Genomic DNA, 19,212 nt, shown 5'->3' on the forward strand with positions numbered 1-19,212 from the left:
CCTGTGACGGAGAAAGGCCGGTATTCCCGCGGGAACCCGGCCCTTTCCGAAAGTTTGTTCCCTTACATGCCCAGCAGGTAGCGTTCCGCCTCAATGGCGGCGGCGCAACCCATGCCGGCGGAGGAAATGGCCTGGCGGTAGTGGGGGTCCGCCACGTCGCCCGCGGCGAAAAGGCCCGGCGTCCTGGTGGACATGAGGCCGGGTTCCCGGACGATGTAGCCGGACTGGTCCCTATCCACCAGATCACCCAGGAAAGAGGTGTTCGGCGTATGGCCGATGGCCATGAATACGCATTTGACGGCCAGTTCCGTTTCCTCTCCGGTGACGAGATTTTTCAGCATGACGGCTTCCAGTTCCCCCTTGTCGTCCGTCTTGTAAGCTGCGATGGTGGAATTCCAGAGCGGAAAAATCTTTTCGTTCGCCAGCGTGCGTTCCGCCATGATTTTGGAGGCCCGGAGGGTATCGCGGCGGTGAATCAGATAAACCCTGGAAGCGAAGCGGGTCAGGAATGCGGCTTCTTCACACGCGCTGTCTCCTCCGCCAACCACGCAAACAGGAACGTCTCGGTAAAAGGCGCCGTCGCAGGTGGCGCAGGCCGTCAGCCCGTGGCCTATCAGCCCTTCTTCCCCCGGAATGCCCAGATAGCGGGCGGATGCCCCGGTAGCGACGATGATGCTGCGGGCCTCGTAATTCTGGCCGCTGGTCTTGACGGTGAACAGTCCGGTGGCTTCATCCTTGATGACGCTTTTTACATCTTCGTAAGCAAAGCGCGTACCAAACTTTTCCGCCTGCTGCTGCATCAGGAACATGAGGTCCGGCCCCATGATGCCGTCCGGAAAGCCGGGGAAATTCTCCACTTCCGTGGTGGTAGTCAACTGCCCTCCTATCTGGGAGCCCGTAATCAGGAGGGGGGAGAGATTGGCCCTGGCGGTGTAGATGGCCGCAGTGTAGCCCGCGCAGCCCGCGCCGATGATAATGACTTGTTCGCTCATAATGTGTGCAAGTGTTCGCCATGGATGATAGGGACCGGCGGCTCGTTTTGCGAGTAGATTTTGCGCTATGCCGTATCAGGGGATTCATCGGCGCCCTTCCGGCTTTTTCCTGGCGCTGGCCGGCGTGGTAAAAAGCCGTTTGCAGGTATCCTGGGCAATCGTTTGCAGTGTTTTGGCCCTGGCCTGCGGAATATTGCACAGACGGACCCCTTTCAGCGTCAGTTTGCCCGGCAGCCCCACCGGAGACTTGCCGAACAGGGTGCAGTACATCACGCATGCCGTCAGGTAGCTTCCCTGTTCGGAAGGATGCTGTTCGTCCTCCAGATAAAGCTTGATCTCCGGATGGCGTCTGGAGCAATTCTCCCAGGCGATGCCTACGGGTGCCAGGGCTGCCTTCTCCTGCCGGGCGAGCTTCAGATAAGTATCCCGCAGGGCCTGCTGTTCCCCTTTGTCGGGGATGTTGGAAGCGCCTTTCCTTCCCCATGTCAGGAACAGCACGGGAGTGCCGTTTTCAGACCGAACTTGCGAGCACAGTTTTTTTCCGAACTCCAGAGTCCGTTCCGGCGCAATGACAGGCGTGGCGCTCTGATCCTGAAGGACGACGAAATCCCAGGAATTCCCCGTTAATTTCTTTCTGGCTTCTTCATCGTTCCAATGGGAACTGAAGGAAGCCGCCGGAGCTGCATGGATATGCACGTCCGCCTGGAGTCCCCTGATGTCAGCCATAGCCATGACCATGGCGGGCATCCGGTTGAAAAAGGTGTAACTGTTGCCCATGAAAAGAATCCTGGCCCCTTTGCGCGCTGAGGCATATACGGGCCATGCTTCTTCATGGACGGGAAGATTTTGCGCCTGAACGCAAAAGGCACTGCCGAACCAGAGGGCGGAGAGGAGGAGAAAGATCTTCATGAAACTGTTTATGTAGTTGGATGCCATGCCGGATACAAGGCTAATTCCGTCGTTTTCGTTTCCTCGTTCCATCGGGCCTTTTGGAGAGGCAATTTTGGATTTTGATTTGAAAGGAATTGTTATCTGCTCCCGGAATTTCTCCCGTATGAAAGAATGCGTTCATGCCGCCCACGAAAATGGGAAATCGGATGATAAGGAAAGGGGTGCTCTGTAGAAGGACTTGGGAAAACCGGCTCATGTAATATATAAATAAATGTATTTTTCTTTTATATGTAATGTCAATTTTTTATGAAATATGTTGGATGTCTGGGGCTGATTACAGAAGAAAAGCTGGTTAAATGAGAAAATACAACTGCATGACTCGGTGATTCGTTTCGGGAAGCTTGCCGGAAATTGCCGGATATGCTTGGATGCAGGGCATGAAGCCTGAAACCTTGACCAAGCGCCGTGTGACGGGAGTGGATGATCCCCTGTTTGTGGAATCTCTGGATATCTACCGGACTAGCTTTCCGCTTCATGAGCAGCGGCGGATTCAGGATTTTCCGCTGGCGTTTGAGGACCCGGGTTTTTATTATGAAGCGTTTTTGGATGAAGCGGGCCGGGTGGCTGCCATTCTGGTGACCTGGCGGCGGGAGGAATTCGTGTATCTGGAATATTTCGCCGTGAGTGCCTCGCTGCGCGGCCAGGGAGCGGGACAAAGGATTCTGGAGGAGCTGCGTGACACCTTCCCGCACAAGGTCATTTTGGAAATTGACCCTCCGGAGGACGAGATTTCACGGCGCCGACTGGGGTTTTATCAGCGCCATGGTTTTGTACCCAACCCCCAGTTCGACTACATCCATCCTCCCTATACGGCGGAAGGGGAATCTTATCCCCTGCTGTTGATGACGCATGAGAAAACGCTGGATGCGGACGTTTACCAAACCTTCGTGCAGTTCCACCATGAATGGGTGGTGCGGAGGTTCTATCACGTCAGCTCCAGGCCTGAGTGACGGTTTCCCGGTCTTCAGGCGCGAGTTTTTGGGCGAGCCGGTCCTTCATGCGGAGTCCATATTCCGGAATACTCCATGAATGAAGCGGCTGGACGGCGGAATTCGTGAACTGCCAGGACGGAACGGGAATGACTACATCCAGCACCTCCCCGGCCCTGCCGGGCATGGCAGCCAGCACGCGGGCTACCGTGGAGGAAAGTTCCGCATGCTCATCCAGAATGTCCAGCAGCCAGTTGCAGCCCAGTTCGGTCGGAATGGCCTCCGTCCCTTCCAGGAGTTCCGCAAGGCGGTCCGGAGAAAGTTTTTTGGAAATGGATGCCAGATAAGGGGCGAACCGCAGATCCCCCAGACTCATCAGGGCGTCCAGCGCCGGGGACATGCCGGCCTGTCCCGGAAGGGGAGCGGCGCAAATGATATCCGCCAGTCCGGCGATCCCCGGGAAGCGTTCTTCACGTTCCGGAGCCGCAAGCGTATAAATCAGGAAGGCGGCCTGGCGGCGAATGTCCGCCAGTTCGTCCGTCATCGCAAAGGGGAGCAGGGCGCGCCATCCGTCGCCTTTGCGCTGCCGGATGAAGGCCGCAAGTTGAAGGGCGCACTTCTTTCTGGCGTCCGGGGCGCAGCAGGATTGGAAGGTGCGGTAAATTTCAATGCCTTCCGCCTGCCTGTTTTTTTCATTACAGGTGACCAGGCCGTAGGCGATCATGGCCAGGGGCCACTGGTCAGGGCCTATTTCGTCCCTGCGGGAGGGATCCATGACGAGCGCGGCAAGCCGCTTGATTTCCGACAAAGAACTGGTTTGATCCTGAAAAAGGCCCATGCCCGCATGATAGCCTCCGGCGTGGGGCTGCCAAGGAAAAAAGCCGCCGCGCCGCCATGGAGTATGCCAGCGGAACCGTTCGTCCTCCCTGCTTCGTGAAAATCGTTATGGGGGGGAGATTCTTGACAGGTTGTCCGTGACGATTGCGGCTAGTCGGCATTCCTCCATCCGGAGCGCTTGCGCCGCAGCCCGGTAAAGGTCCGGCAGGGCCTCCGGATGTTCGTCCGATTCCAGCGCCAGACGGTACAGGGGAACGGATGTAAAAATATCCGCACGCTCCATTTCCCGGGGGCCGATGGACAGCAGCCAATCCTCGGAAGGCAGGTCGGACGCCGGATTCAGCGCCCCGTTCCAGCCGTGCAGGATGGCTTTCAGGCGGGGGTATTCTCTCAGCATTTCGGCCAGACTTCCCCAGGCGCGGCAGCAATGCAGGGCAACAGGGCGGTTCATCTGAGCGGCCATGTCCAGATGCACGCGTAGCGCGTCTTTTTGCACTTTCATGTCCGGAATGCCGCGGCGGCATTTGTCCAGGCCGGTTTCTCCTACTCCCGCCTTGGGGAAACGGTGCAGGAATTCTTCCAGAAGGCGCATGTCCCGGCGCCATGCGGCCGAATCAAGAAACCACGGATGAATGCCGAAAAACGGGGTGACGTTTACGTCCCGTTCCGCCAGCAGCGCCGTCTGTTCCCAGTCCGCCGGGGACGTTCCGCAGACGAAGCGGAGGCCGGCGCCGGAAGCGGCGGGAGAGGGATGGGTATGTGCGTCCGGCAGATCCATGATATCAGTGGGACAACGGACCTCCGTTCCCGGTTTCGATAATGTCAAAGCTCAGCTTGGCCAGCCGCACGGCGGCGGCGCCCGTTTCCTCCTCGTCGTGAATGACGTTGACGATTCCGGCGTGATGCAGGGAAGCCACTTCCGAGCGGAATTTGGCGCGGGCAATCACAGTGATATCGGGATTGGCATTCTTGATCTGCATGTAGGTGGACAGGGCCGGATTCGGGTCCGGGAAAGTGAAGGCGATCAGGCGCGCCGTCCGGATGCTCGCCAGCTCCATGGTGATCTGGTGCTGGATGTCCCCCAGAAAAGCCAGATGGCCGCCGTTGAGCAGGGATTTGACGGTATCCGCGTTCAAGTCAATGATAATGCAGGGGATGCCGTACCGGCCCAGGCTTTCGTGCATTTTTCTGCCTACGGGGCCATAGCCGCAGATGACGGCATGGTCCTTGATGCCGGATACGCGCGTAATCAGGGTTTCCACGCTCATGCGTTCATTCTTCAGCTTCAGGCCGGGAATGCGCACCAGCAGGGGGGTAAGGCGGCGTGCCGCCTTCATCAGCAGGGGCGTCATGCCCATGGAAACGGCAGCAATGGCGTACACGTTGGCCGTCACCAGGGCGGGAATGGGGGTGATCTCCTGCATGAAAGGAATCAGCACCAGGGAGAATTCCCCCACGTTGGTCAGGGCCGTGGAAGCCATGATGCCCATGCGCCCCGGAATTTTCAGGAAATGCGCCGCCACAAGGCAGGCCACGAATTTGACGGCGAGAACGAAGGTGGCGAAAACGACTACGTTGCCGATGTGTTCCCACAAATCGTTAATATCGATCAGCAGTCCCGCGGAAACGAAGAAAATGGTGAGGAAAAGGTCCTTGAACGGAAGCACTTCGCTGAGAACCCGGTGGCTGTAATAGGAGCCGCTGACGAAAAGTCCGGCGGTGAACGCTCCCAGCTCAATGCTCAATCCCAGCAGGCTGGCGAGCATGGCGATGCCGGAGCAGATGGCGAACACCATCAGGGTGAACAACTCCCGGCTTTTTGTGCGGGCCACGGCCAGCATAACGCGCGGAAGCAGATAGCGGCCGATCAGCCATGCGGCGGCCAGGAAGATTACGCCTCTCAGTACGGCGGCTCCTATGTTGAACGCCGTTTCCCAGGAATCGCGGGAGGTCCCGAATATCTGGGGCATGATGGCCACGAGCATGATGGCAGCAATATCCTGGAACAGCGCGATTCCCAGCGCCATCCTGGCTCCGGAAGTGCCGCTCAGCCCGAATTCCTGGAATGATTTCAGGGCTACCGCCGTGGAGGACAGCCCCATGATGGCCCCCACCGTCAGGGAATGGCTTAGATCCATGCCCGTCACGTAATGCAGGCCCAGCCCGAAGACAGCCGTGCAGAGGAACATCTGGAGGCCGCCGCCCAGCAGAGCCGTTTTCCGCAGGTGCTTGAGTTCGTCCAGGGAAAATTCCAGTCCCAGCGTGAACATGAGCAGGATGATGCCTACTTCCGAGAGAGCCTGGATGCTGACGTCGGAATTGGGAATGTGGTCCAGAATGCCGCAGTTGGCCAGAATGACGCCGCAGATGAAGTAGCCCGCCATCAGGGACTGCCGGAAATGGGCCAGAATCAGGGCGATCGCGATGATTCCCATGAACACGACGGTCAGCAGCGTGAAAAAGGGCGGGGCTGCATTCGGTTCCGCGGAAGCCAGTACAGAAAGGAGCATCATGGGCGGACGGAAAAAGGACTCAGGGAATGGTGATCAGGCTGACCTCCGGCGGGCAGTTGAAACGTCCCGGCCCCACATACCCTATACCGGGAGTGACAAAAACGGATTTCTTCCCGTAAGGATAAAACCCGGAAGCCATGGTTTCCCCTTCCATCATCAGCAGGGGAGAGGAAAAAAAGGGAAGCCTGATCTGTCCTCCGTGCGTATGGCCGGAAAGCATCAGGTCCCAGTGGTAGCGGTCCAGCAGTTCCCTTCCCTTGGGGTTGTGGCACAGGACGATGGTCGGCATGGGGGAATCCCCCCCCGGTTCCGCCGGAGTCATGCATTTGTCCGGAAAGCAGTCCCCCTCCCGTACGTCTCCCAGCCCCGCCAGCTTGAACTCGGCATTCCCGAGTCTGGGAACGGTGATGAAGGAAGCGGAATTCCTCAGCAGCGTGAAGCCTCCCTCCTTCAGGATACGTTCCACATTGCCGGACAGGGCCATGTCATGGTTGCCCAGGCAGGCGTAGGACGGAGCGATGGAGGAAAGCTTCTGAAACTGTCTGATGTAGTCTCCTGCATGGGTGGCTCTCTGATAATCCGTGTAAAGGTCTCCCAGAAATACGATCATGTCCGGTTTGGCTTTCCCCGCCATCTGCACCGCCTCTTCCAGCAGGGGAAGGCTCGTGTGTACGTCCGACAGGACCAGGATGCGCAGGCCGGAAAGGCCGGGCAGGCATCCGGCCGGGGCCTGCGTTTCACGGAATTTCAGAGTGTTGGCCTCCCACTGCATGTAGGAAAGGAGCAGAGACCCCAGAAGAACGGCTGCGGCGGCCAGGTAAAGGAACTTGCGGAGCAGGGAACGTTTTTTGGAGGGGGCGGGAGCGGCAGTCATGAATGAATGGGATTGAGTATAGCCAGTTCCGGGGAAGTGAAAAGTCCGTTATGGCGTACGAGTTCGTTGTCCAGGTAAATGTCTCCGCCTCCGGCCTCTTCCGTCTGGATGCAGACCATGTCCCAGTGGATTCGGGACTGGTTGCCGTTGTCTGCCACATGGTAGGCCTGTCCCGGCGTCAGGTGGAAGGAACCGGATATCTTTTCGTCAAAAAGAATGTTCCGCATCGGTTTGGTAATGGCCGGATTGACTCCGAAGGCGAATTCCCCCAGACGGCGCGCTCCGGAATCCGTATCCAGAATGGCGTTGAGCTGCGCGGTTTTGTCTCCGGCCTCCGCGTGAACAATCAGGCCATCTTCCAATGTCAGGCGGATGGAATCGAATGGAATGCCCTGGAACAGGGAGGGAACGTTGAAGGAAATGTGTCCGTTGGCGCTGTCGATGACGGGGGCCGTAAACACTTCCCCGTCCGGCAGGTTGCACTCCCCGGCGCAGGGAATGGCATTCAGTCCCTTGATGGAAAAGGCAATCTCCGTGTCCGGCCCCGTAATGCGGATCTGGTCGGCGGCTTCCATCATCTCCGCCAGCCGTTTCATGGCGGGGCGCAGGGCGCCATAATTCATCAGGCAGGTGTGGAAATAAAAATCCTCAAACTCTTCCGTGCTCATGGCCGCCTGCTGGGCCATGCCTTCCGACGGCCAGCGCAGCCCGCACCAGCGTGTGTGGCGGATACGTCTTTGGGACACGGGATTCAGAGCCTTCATGGCTGTGGCCATGTTCTTCTGGGGAACGGAGGAAAATTCAAACGCGTTTCCGCCTCCGCGAATTTCTATATAGGCGTCCATGTCCTCCATTTCCGCCATGCGGTGGCGGGCGATGGCTTCATACTGTTCCTCCACGGCTCCGGAAAGCATCTCCCGGTTCAGGCGCGTCTGGTTCAGGCGCAGAAAGGGGAGGGCGCCTGCAGCGCGCACTTCCCGGATGAGGGCCACTCCCATTTCTTCCGGAATATCCGTCAATTCCAGAAGAACCCGGTCACCCGGCCGCAGGGCGGTGGAATACCCCGCAAGCTGGGCCGCCAATTCCTGAAAACGAGTGTCTCTCATGCCTTTATTAGGTGAATACGCCGGGCTTTTTGTCAAGCCGGAGGCTTGCCACGGGCAAAAATCTGTGGTTTCATCCCCCGGATGTCCAGATTGCCCAAATTAGGAATACTCGGTTCCGGTTCCGGCTCCAATTGCCAGTCCATTCATGACGCCATCCGCTCCGGCGTCCTCAAGGCGGAAATAGCCGTGGTGATGTCCGACAACCCGGACGCCTACATTCTGGAACGAGCCCGTTCCTGGGGCGTTCCGGCGGAAGTGATCGACTGCGCGGGCTTCAAGACCAAATTCCCGGAGGAATCCCAGGCCGCCGTTGCCGCGCGCCTGAAGGAATACGGCGTGGACTGCGTGTGCCTGGCCGGCTTCATGCGGCTGGTAAAATCCCCCCTGCTGCAGGCGTTCCCCTCCCGCATCGTCAATATTCATCCTTCTCTCCTGCCCGCGTTCCCAGGATTGCACGCCTGGGAACAGGCCGTCCAGGCAGGTGCGGAGGAAAGCGGCTGCACCGTGCATTATGTGGACGGCGGGATGGACACGGGCCCCATCCTCGGGCAGGCCCGCGTGCCCGTATTGTCCGGAGATACGCCGGAAAGCCTGCATGCCCGCATTCAGGCGGAGGAGCACAGGCTTTATCCCGCCATGATTGCCCGGGTTCTGGAGACTTTGGAGTAATGCGGCCGCGGAGAAACGCGCTTTTCCGGAACTGATGACAGGATGACTTATTCTCTTGTCTTGTTCTGTGAACGGAATCCGTTAAAAAGGAGTCCTCTTTTCAAGTAAAGGATAAAAACAACCATGAAGATGAAACCTTCCATCGCCCTGTTTGCCGCTTCCGCCCTTCTGGCGGGTATGGCCGGCGCACAAGACAAGGCTGCTGAAGCTCCGGCAGCCGATCAACCCAAACAAGAGAAAGAAATTACTGTGTCTCCTGAACAGATGAAAAAGGACCTGGGCTATTTCCTGGGCTTCCAAAGCGGCCAGCAGCTTGGCTCCGTTCCCACCCTCACCTTTGACGATCTGGACCAGGAATCCTTCCTGCAGGGCATCAAGGACGGCATGGTTCGCAAGCCCGCCAAGGACCAGGACCAGCTGAAGCCTGCTCTGGACGCGTTCCAGAAGCAGATTGACGAGCGCATTGCCGCCAAGGCCAAATCCAATCTGGAAGCCAGCAAGAAATTCATGGAGGAAAACGGCAAGAAGGAAGGTGTGGTAACCACGAAATCCGGCCTCCAGTATAAGGTGGAAAAGAAGGGAGGCGACGAAAAATTTGACGAGAAGAAGTTCAAGAATCCCATGTTCAAGGTGAAGTACAAGGGCACGCTGCTGGACGGCACCGTGTTTGACGACACCAAGGGACAGTCCGTGGAGCTTCCCCTCCAGGTCATTCCCGGCTTTGCAGAAGCCCTGACTACGATGCCCGTTGGCTCCAAGTGGATTGTTTACATCCCTTCCGAGCTGGCCTATGGGGAAAACACTCCCGGCGCACCGATTGAACCCAATTCTCCCCTTATTTTTGAACTGGAATTGGATGGCATCTCGGAAGCCCCGGCTCCCCAGGGCGGTCCCATGAGCATTTCTCCCGAACAGCTTCAGGAAATGCTCAAGCAGAGCGGAGCCCAATAATAAAATGTTTCAATTTTTCAGGCCGTTCCTTCGGGAACGGCTTTTTTTGTGTCTTCACCAAGATGATTTAAGTGTTGCTGCGTTCTCCGGATTGCGAATTCCCTTTATTTTGTTTATTTATATAAATATATAATAATCATTAATTTATGTAATTTGTAAATGTTATATATAATATTTTAAAATGATTTGATCAATTTTCTATATTTTCATGAAGTATTCATGGAGAACCTTTAAGAAAAATAGTCTTGCCAACGGATTCGCAATCCGGTTATTACTGAGGGCAACATTATTGTGATATGAGACTTCATCTTCCTCCTCGTCTGCGTTTTGCTCTTATTGCTTCTCTGATTTCTTTTACCGGGTTTTCTTCATTTTCTGCACGGGCAGCTACTTCCGCCGATTTTTGGCAGGCTCCCGCCTTTGGCGGCACGGAATTCACATGGACGGGCGGTGGCGGTGATAATGCCTTGGGTACGGCGGGTAATTGGGCGGGAGATGCCGCTCCGGCCCGGCCTGGTGACACGGGGCCTCATCTTATTTTTAACAATGTGGATGTTAACGTTACGGGCGCACCCCCCTCTACTTCCGACCAGGGGGGAATCTCCGTTACGGGTGACAGCAATGTAACGGTGGGCTTGGGGCCGTACGCGGGAAGCATTTTTGTGGGAAGCGGTTCAACCCTTTCCACATCATTTGGAACCCAGATCAAGAATAGTGAAGCGGAGGGCCATGCCAATGTGTATGTGGAAGGTACATTGAACCTGACGACACCGAGCGGCAACCTTAATCTTGATAATGGTCCCGGTGCGGGCAACCATTACTGGCACATCGGCCTCAACGGCCTCGTCAATCTGGCAAATACGTCCACGGTTACTAAAAACGGAAAAACGTGGAATGTGGAAGTGGTGGTTGCAAACAGCATGGAAGATACGTCCCTGACCAACCGCACGCTGACCACGGACATGGTGCTGACCCGCAAATTCATGACGGCTGGAGCCGACCTGGGAAGCTCTCTGGACAATCTGCTCATCTGGAAGCAAACCGGAGAAGATGCCTATGAAGCGTTGACGCAGGTTGATTCCGTAGATCAGCTGGGGGCAGGCGACTTTCTGCTTGTGTCCACTGGTTCCGGAATGTCCGTGCAGTACAAGGGGGCGGGCTACGCTGCAGAGACCCTCATATGGAATTCCGAGTCCGGCATTTGGAGTGACAAGGGAACGGGCTGGTACAAGGAAGGGGATGGCGGAAAAACGGATACCTCCTTCCTGAACGGGGATTCTGTCATTTTCAATGCTGATGAAGGCAATAAAACGGTGACTGTTGCCGGAGCCATTGACGTCAAATCCATGACATTTGAAGATGGGACCGTTTATTCCCTGCTTTTGGAAAATTCGGCTTCCCTGGCAGCGGAATCCGTCATCCTGGGCAACAATGCCGAGCTCACCTTGGGAAGTGATGCCAGCCGCTTTTCTTCTTTCTCTTCAGAGGTTAGCGGTTCGGAAGGGGCTTCCCTCAGCGTGTGGCTTACAGCATCCTCAAATGGAAACAATACTGTCTCTCTGGGGGCTGCTTCCGGTCTTGAAAATGTTTATATCAATGGAACGCTTGCCGCCAACCTGTCGGGAGCCGCCTCCTCCACCAGCATGGGAAATGCCGTCCTGCATATGAACAATGGCAGTACCTTCCTGATCCGCAGCGGGGCGGGCAATACCGTTGCTCCGGCTTCCAGAATGGTGGTGGAAGGGGACATGACTTTTGAACTGGGGGATGGACTTACCACCGCTTCCGCATTCACCACGAACATCGTGGGCGGGGATTCCGTTGCGGCTTCCAACAATCTTATATTCAAAGGGCACACCGGGAATGTAACGGTCACGGGGAATATTGACTATGCGGGAAGAATTGGTTTTAACGAGGCTTCCGGAGGATATGGCCCGTCTGTAACATTCAAAGACAATACCATACGGGTGGGATCCATCAAGAATGACTATTGCACGAGCATCATGAATTTCAACAATAGTCAGGTGACGGCAACAGGTGTTTACATGGGCAGCCGCTGGGATGGTTCCCAAATTGTTTTGAATCAAGGTACGGAGATGTCCACCGGCCAATTGCGCCTGGGGGACAGGAACGGGGACCCCTCTATGTCCGAGTGCGTTGTCGTAGTAAATCGGGGGGCTACACTGAATGTAACGGGAACATCTAATGGCCATGCTACTTCCCGCAGTCTTCTTCTTGCCCATTGGGCGGCAGGGAGCGGCAGAATTAATTTGCAGGGGGGGACTCTGAATTCTTTTGGTGCTACGATGTTCCTGGCCTGGGCTGGTACTGAAACCCAGTCGAAAGGAACGTTTAGTGCCACTTCCGGAACGGCCAATCTGCTGGGAATGGATTTCTGGGGAGAAAGCGGCGGAGTATTTAAGGGGCAATTCCTTCTGGGTACTGCGACAACCGGGGACGCCCGTGTGAACTTCGGGACATCCGGTATTACCAATTTTGCCGGTTCCTCTGTCATTCAGTTAGGGGAAGGTACGCTGGGTGCCCTGGGTAATTGGTCGCTCTCTTACAATACTGATTATACGGAAGCGTTTGTCAACTTGGTTGGTTCGGTGAATGGTACCATTATTGACACGCAGGATGCCAATGACGGAACCACGGACCGTACGATTACATTCCAGAATGGACTGACCGGCAGTGGAAAACTCGTAAAAACAGGAGCCGGCACCCTCGTTCTCAATGGCACCGCCAAGGCTCCGGTTCCCGCAGACGGGGACACGGCTGCCATTCCCGGCTTCACCGGAACGGTGGAACTGCGGGAAGGCAGCCTGACCGTAAAAGATTCCAGCGTCATCGGGCAGGGAACCCTGCTCATCGGGGGAGGGCTTTCTGTTGCTGTAACTTCCGAGAATGGATATTCCCTGGATGCCGGTTCTACGCTGGGCACGACCAACATTGCGGGGGGTACGGCTACGTTGGGTGCGGTCCTGACACTGAACGGAGGCGTCTTGAGTTTTGATTCCCTGAGCACGGATACGGCTGCCTTGACGGTTAATTCCGTAAACGGCAATTCGGCTACGGATGTGCAGGTGGCTTTGTCTTCTCTCACTACCAATACAAATTATGCCCTGCTGCATGGCACGGGGCTGGAGGACAAATCCTTCACACTTTCCGGAGCGGCGGCTGAATTGTACAAAGGTTCGTTTGAGGTGATCGACAATACCTTGTATGTTTCCTTTACGGACAAGGAGGGCCTCCTGCGCTGGAAGAGCGGTAACTGGAGTACCTCTGAAGCGGACCTTTCCTGGGATCTTGACGGAACTCCATCCTCTTATACGGATGGTCAGACGGTTTACTTCTCCAACGGGGACGGCGTAAACAAAAATGTAACGATTGTCGGTGACGTGGCGCCGGGCAAAATCAATATTGTGGGAACGGACTTCGTCTTCACCGGGGATGGTTCCATTACCGGGGAAACGACGCTGAACCTTCTGGACGGCGCGTCCCTGACCCTCAACAATACCAACTCCTACAGCGGAGACACGGTCCTTTATGACGGCAGCAAGCTTACTGTCGTCGGGAACGCCCTGGGCTCCAGTACGGTGTTTTTGCGGGGTAACTCCGTGTTGGAAATAACCACAGGCACCTGGAACGGATTGGGTACGCGCCTTAGCGCCGACTCAACCGGTACCTTGAAACTGTCGGGGAACGTCACCGGAACGACGACGGATGCCTTGAGCAAGGTAACTTATGAGATTGGTTCCGGTACGCGGCTGACGCTTTCGGCGGGTACGTATGGCAACACGATCACCGGTGCCGGCAGCTTGTGGTCCGCCTCCGGAACCACGGTATTGAAGGGGAAAGTTGACATTGGCGGAGAATACAGGTTGATAGGGGTGAAGAACACGGCCTCCAGCTGGACGCTGGATTCCAATGCCTCCCTGACGGCGGGCAGCTTCATCGGCCGTTATGAATTCAACGGCACGACGACGCTTAATATTAATGCGGGCGCCGTCATGAACATTACTGGCACCTTGCAAGCGGCCCGCGACGGCAAGTCCATCATGAATATTGCCCAGGACGCCATGGTTCTGGCCCAGACCCTGGATTTGGGCCAGAACTGGGACGGCAGCGAAAAGGGGGCCACCATTAATTTGAATGGGGGAAGTCTGATGCTGGGGGCCGGAGGAATAGTGGCGACTGGGAATTCAAATACGATCGCCTTGAACATGAACTCGGGAACGCTGGGCACAACGGCGGCGGAAGGCTGGTCCACGACCCAGAACATGACTCTTGGCGGTAAATTGACGGTTGATACGCGTCAATATGATGCGGGGACCAAATCGTATAACGACCAGCCCGGTACCACCATTACGCTTGGCGGTGTTCTCTCGGGAACAGGCAGCCTTGTCAAAAACGGCTCCGGCACCCTGACCCTGTCCGCACAGAATACCTACACGGGCCAGACCACGGTGAACGGCGGCACGCTGGCGTTCACCAACACGAACGCCATGACGCTGGGCAGCATCTCCATGGGCGCGGGCGCCAGGATGACCACGGCCTCCGCCCTGACGCTGAACAGCGGCGCTACGCTGATCTTTGACATGACTGGAGTCGTAGCAAACGGCCCGATCATCAATATCCAGGCAGGGGCCCTGGCTCTGACGGATGCCAACTGCACGCTGACCATCAACAACTATGGTGAACTGGAAGCATCCGACTACGTCCTGGCCCAGTGGGCTGCGGCGGGCAGCCTGACCACGGATTCCTTCACCTGGACGCCGGACATCACCCGGGAAGGCTTTGAATACTCCGTCGTGGTGGAAAACAACCAGCTCGTGCTGAAAGTCGTGGACGTCAGCGGAGACAATGGTTTTGTCTGGGACGGCGGAACGGACCGCAAGTGGATCAACACCAGCATCGGCGGCTGGACTACGAAGCTGACGGGAGTGAATACGCTGGACGACCAGGAAATCTATTTTTCCGCTGCGGAAGCGGGTGAAGTGAGGGTCTCCGGTACCGTGACTCCCAAGAGCGTCGTCTTCAACGGCGGCTCTTACAAGCTGATCAGTGATCCTGACAACGCGGGTTATATTGCGGACTCCGTTGCCCCCACTACGCTTACCGTGAACGGCTCGGCCAACGTCACCCTGAACCTGGCGAATACCTACACCGGCGGCACAGTGCTCAACGGCGGCATTCTTACCATTGGCGCGGACGGCGCGCTGGGCACGGTGGGGGACATCACGTTCAACGGCGGTACCCTGGCTTATGCGGACTCCACAGCCGGTAAGGACGTGACAGAGTACGACATTTCCAGCCGCGTCAAGGTCGGAGACGGAGGCGCCCTGAACGTTTCCGTGCTGGGTGCGGATGACACCGTCACCTGGGCGGGACTGACGGCTGGCGTCATGAACACAACGGCCACCACTTTGACCAAGACGGGCGCCGGTACGCTGGCCCTGGCCTATGCGGATGCATCCCTGGCCCATCTGACGGTACAGAAAGGTACGCTTGCGTTCACATCCGGAGCCACACTGGGCGTCAATCCCAATAATGCCACCATCATCCAAGTGGATGAAGGAGCCACGCTGGCCCTGGCCGGGGGAACGGTCAACCTGCACGCCCAGCTCAATGGTGCGGGCACCATCATGATAGGAACGGCGGACAGCGCCGGGCAGGGGAGCGTCACCAATACCGGCAATAGCAACTTCACTGGCAGGCTGGAATTGCTTGGCAACGGTGAAAACATGAATACCAACGACAACCGTGTGGCATTCAATACCGGCGGGTCCCTCGGGGCGGGTACGGTTTTCATTGACGGCAAGGGCTTTCATTTCTCAGCGGGAACAACGGCGGCCAACATGGAAATCGGCGCACAGCACGGTACAGTGCAGGATGGTTCCTCAGGGGGCAACTACACCTTCTCGGGGGCTATTTCCGGTTCCGGATCGTGGGGGCTGGCCCAGAACGTCAAGCTTACCAACATTCTTATTGGTCCGCTCAAGGACTTCCGGGGAACCCTGTCCACGAATGCCACGAATAATACCGGCGGCTACCAGAACTGGAACTTCGGCAATGGAGGTGCATGCGCGACGGGGACCGGAAACGCGATCTTCGGGGACGGCGCTGTTCTGGACGGCAATGCGGGGTCCACGGATACATCTCTGGCCGCGCGTTATACGGTCAATTACAACAATGCGGAACTGCTCCTCAACGCCACTGTGCGGGGCAACGCCAGCCTGACGCAGGCCGGAACGGGTACGTTGATTTTGGACAAGATCAACACTGCCGCGGGCGACCTTGGCATTACGAATGCCGCGGGTGTCGTGCAGTTGGGCACGGCCGGCCAGGCGGCCCAGTGGTCCGGGACGACGCTCTCCGGTGCGGGTACGCTGAAAATAGTCAACGGAAACCTGACTTCTGCGATGACCCGTACGGAAGGTTCCACGGCAGGTATCGTCGTGGATTCGGCGGCCGTCATTAACCTGGGCGAAACAAACGGAGACCTGCTCACCGGCATCACCCTGGCCTCCGGCGGCAAACTGGCCGGCGTTTCCGGAGACATCACTGTTGGAGAGGGGGCCACCGGCAGCCTGAACCTGACGCTTGGGACAGCCAACGTTGGAGAAGGAGCCGCCGGAGCGGCGATGATTGACCAGGGTAACGGTAATTTGATCATCAACGACTCAGCACGCGTGAACCTGGACGTGGACGCGATCGTGAACACTCTTATAGCGCATAAGGGCGCAGGAACGGAAAGCTGGCTGACGCTGACGACGGGAACGCTTCAGTGCGACGACCTGGCAAACATCCAGTTCAGTGCGATTCTGTCCAACTACGGTATCCGTGTAAAGGATACGAACGGAGGAAGCCTGGTACTGAGCGGTCAGGTCAGCGGACTGTACATGGTGGATGACACCGCTACGTCTGATCCTGATACGGTAACGCACTACGGCACGCTGGGCATGTACTCCGGAGTAGTGGTTGGTCAGAACAAGACGCTGACCGTACAGCTCGCCGGTGCCCCTGGCGCCGAAGACGGGAACGGGGCGGTCATCAACAACCTGCTTGGCGGTACGGGAAGCACGCTGAAAGTGGAAAACACGAATGCGGACGGCGGCAACGCCGTCGTCATTCTGAACAATGAACGCCTGGAAACGGGGCTGCCCGCACCGGACGACTACGCCGGGGCGGACACGACCATGGGCGGCAACATCGTCGGAGAAAACGGAGTCACCTTCGTGAAGCAGAATACGGGCAACCTGAAGGTCAATGGTTCCTTTGTGACGGATACCTTGCGCGTTGAAGGAGGCACGCTGACGCTTGACGGCACGGGCAATGACTTTGATCATGTAGTGCTTGCGGGAACGGGTTCCGCTTCTTCCCTGGTTGTCGGCAAGAATGCCGTGATGGGTGACCTGACGGACGAGGGAGAAGGCGGAACGCTGTCTCTCGGTTCTGGTGCAACTGTAACCATTAATGGTGCAAGTTCCCTTGACAACAGCACGATTGAGGGAAATGGAGCACTCGTTCTCAATGACAAGCTCACGCTTTCCGGCACAGCCGGTCTCCGCGGCGGCAACGTGGTGGAACTGGCGAAAAACGATACGGCTTCCGGAACTCTTGACATAGGCTCCACTACGGGCAATGCCGTCTCCGGCCTTGGCGGAGAAGGGACCCTGAAGAGCAATGGCGGGGATCTTTCCGTCAACAGCGGTGATACCGGCTCCGGCCATGTCTTCAGCGGAACGCTGGAAGGAAAAGGAACGCTCTCCATCACGGGCAAGGCCGGTCAGGTCCTGAACAATGTGGTGACGGCATCCGGCAGCAATTGGGCCCTGAACAACAGTGGACGCCTGGATATCCGGATGGGCGGCACGGTAGATGACCCGAAGGCCAACACGGCGCTCACTCTGAGCAGTCTGACGCTTGGCAGCGGTTCCACGACCAACCTCACGTTCAACACGGACTATGCCGGCCCCATCATCAATGTAACGGGGAACATCAGCATCAGCCAGGGCGCGGACATCGTACTCAGCTCCACGGGCAAGAATGAACTCGTGCTGGGTGCGGACGGGAGCTACACGCTCATGCAGGGCGCGGGAGACATTGACCTCGACGGGAGCGACAAGCTCGCGATCACGCTGGACTCTTCCGCGGCATTCAAGAAATTTGAAAGCGGCGCGTACCTGACCATTGACGGAGGAAATCTGGTCCTGGTGGCCACGGCTTCCAAGGATAACAAATATGCCCGTGTTGCACACTCCTTTAACTCGAGGGCCGGGGCGGAACTGCTCTGGAACTTGCCCGGAGGCATTCCCGGAGACTCCCTGCTCAAGCAGGTGGACGACGCCATCGGTTCTCTGACGGCATCCAATCCGGGAGAGGCGGCACGCGCCATGGCTGCCGTGGCGGGTTCTACGGTCAACGCCCTGGGTACCGCCCAGCGCGACGCGCTGAGAGAACAAATGGGATGGATACGCAACCGCACCAACCAGATGGGCGTCAACCCCGCCTACATCAACGAAGACCTCCCCTACTTCCACATGTGGATGGAAGGCACGGGCTCCTACGCCCAGCTGGACACCAGGGGTGATGAAAGCGGCTACAAGCTCACCACCTGGGGGGGCACCTTCGGGGTGGACGTGGACCTCAGCGACTCCTTCACGATGGGGGCGGCCTTCACGGCCAACTACGGCGACCTGACGGCCAGCGCGGCGGACACGGCCGACGGCCACCTGGACAGCTACTACGCCAACCTCTTCGGCCGCTACCAAAGCAAGCGCTGGGCCCACACGCTCATCCTGACGGGCGGGTGGAACGATGCCAAACTCAACCGGACGGTGGACTACGGAGCGGGCAGCTACAGGACGCAAGGCAACACCAACGGCTGGGGAATGGGAGCGATGTATGAACTCACCTACGACATCTACCTCAACGAAAACAGGAGCAGCATCCTGCAGCCCCTCTTCAACGCCTCGGTGGTCACCACGCGCATGGACGGCTACCGTGAAACGGGAGCGGGCAACGCGGGCCTGAGCGTGGACAAGCAGGAATGGACGACGGGGACACTTGCCTTGGGGGGCCGGTGGATGGGTCTTGTAGGCAGCAACATCTTCGGGAGGGAAGCGCTGGCGGAACTGCGTATCAACGCGGCCCAGGACCTGGGAGACGACCGGGGAGAAACGTCGGTGGGCTTCCTTGCCAACCCCGGCTACACGCAGCAAGTGCGTGGAGCCAAGGTAGGTCGGACGGCGTTGCAGATAGGAGCGGGCCTGAGCGTGCCGGTGGGGACGCAGGGGACGGTCTTTGTCAACGGCAACGCGGACATCCGCAACGGAGCCAGCTCGGTAAACGGAAGCATCGGCTACCGCTACGACTTCTAAAGAA

At 57.5% G+C, this 19,212-nt stretch carries 11 protein-coding genes; 4 read left to right on the forward strand and 7 right to left on the reverse strand.

The window, feature by feature from the left end; translation table 11 throughout:
* Positions 1-62: 62 nt before the first annotated feature.
* Together trxB and V3C20_RS07850 are read right to left on the reverse strand one after the other, a co-directional pair.
* Complete coding sequence (gene trxB, locus V3C20_RS07845; RefSeq protein WP_130084819.1) at positions 63-992, reverse strand: thioredoxin-disulfide reductase; 930 nt, start codon at positions 990-992, stop codon at positions 63-65.
* Between the two features lie 84 nt (positions 993-1,076).
* Positions 1,077-1,901, reverse strand: coding sequence for a hypothetical protein (locus V3C20_RS07850; protein WP_130084820.1), 825 nt, complete (start codon positions 1,899-1,901; stop codon positions 1,077-1,079).
* Positions 1,902-2,320: 419 nt separating this feature from the next.
* On the opposite strand from V3C20_RS07850, the gene V3C20_RS07855 reads away from it, so the two are divergent.
* Entirely contained in the window at positions 2,321-2,893 is a 573-nt protein-coding gene (locus tag V3C20_RS07855) for a GNAT family N-acetyltransferase (RefSeq protein ID WP_161981432.1), read from the forward strand.
* On the opposite strand, the gene V3C20_RS07860 is transcribed toward V3C20_RS07855, so the two are convergent.
* The 5 genes from V3C20_RS07860 to V3C20_RS07880 form a co-directional block, all read right to left on the reverse strand.
* Entirely contained in the window at positions 2,874-3,710 is an 837-nt protein-coding gene (locus V3C20_RS07860; protein ID WP_130084822.1) for a hypothetical protein, read from the reverse strand. The genes V3C20_RS07855 and V3C20_RS07860 overlap by 20 nt on opposite strands.
* Positions 3,711-3,815: 105 nt before the next feature.
* Positions 3,816-4,487: a TatD family hydrolase gene (locus tag V3C20_RS07865; protein WP_130084823.1), complete on the reverse strand. Its 672-nt coding sequence runs from the start codon at positions 4,485-4,487 to the stop codon at positions 3,816-3,818.
* Positions 4,488-4,491: 4 nt separating this feature from the next.
* Entirely contained in the window at positions 4,492-6,222 is a 1,731-nt protein-coding gene (locus tag V3C20_RS07870; protein WP_130084824.1) for a cation:proton antiporter, read from the reverse strand.
* A gap of 19 nt (positions 6,223-6,241) precedes the next feature.
* Positions 6,242-7,096, reverse strand: a complete 855-nt coding sequence (gene yaeI, locus V3C20_RS07875) for a phosphodiesterase YaeI (protein WP_130084825.1) — start codon at positions 7,094-7,096, stop codon at positions 6,242-6,244.
* On the reverse strand, positions 7,093-8,202 hold the full coding sequence (locus tag V3C20_RS07880; protein ID WP_130084826.1) for an aminopeptidase: 1,110 nt from the start codon (positions 8,200-8,202) through the stop codon (positions 7,093-7,095). Before V3C20_RS07880 ends, yaeI begins: the two co-directional genes overlap by 4 nt.
* Positions 8,203-8,283: 81 nt before the next feature.
* Between V3C20_RS07880 and purN the strand changes: the two genes are divergently transcribed.
* The 3 genes from purN (at position 8,284) to V3C20_RS07895 (ending at position 19,208) form a co-directional block, all read left to right on the forward strand.
* Entirely contained in the window at positions 8,284-8,871 is a 588-nt protein-coding gene (gene purN / locus V3C20_RS07885; protein WP_130084827.1) for a phosphoribosylglycinamide formyltransferase, read from the forward strand.
* Between the two features lie 123 nt (positions 8,872-8,994).
* The gene (locus V3C20_RS07890) at positions 8,995-9,822 is read left to right on the forward strand and encodes an FKBP-type peptidyl-prolyl cis-trans isomerase N-terminal domain-containing protein (protein ID WP_130084828.1); all 828 of its coding nucleotides are present in this window, start codon (positions 8,995-8,997) and stop codon (positions 9,820-9,822) included.
* A 548-nt stretch (positions 9,823-10,370) separates the two neighbouring features.
* Positions 10,371-19,208, forward strand: a complete 8,838-nt coding sequence (locus V3C20_RS07895) for an autotransporter-associated beta strand repeat-containing protein (RefSeq protein ID WP_161984026.1) — start codon at positions 10,371-10,373, stop codon at positions 19,206-19,208.
* Positions 19,209-19,212: the final 4 nt, after the last annotated feature.

Source organism: Akkermansia sp. RCC_12PD (assembly GCF_036417355.1).
Classification (GTDB): Bacteria; Verrucomicrobiota; Verrucomicrobiia; order Verrucomicrobiales; family Akkermansiaceae; genus Akkermansia.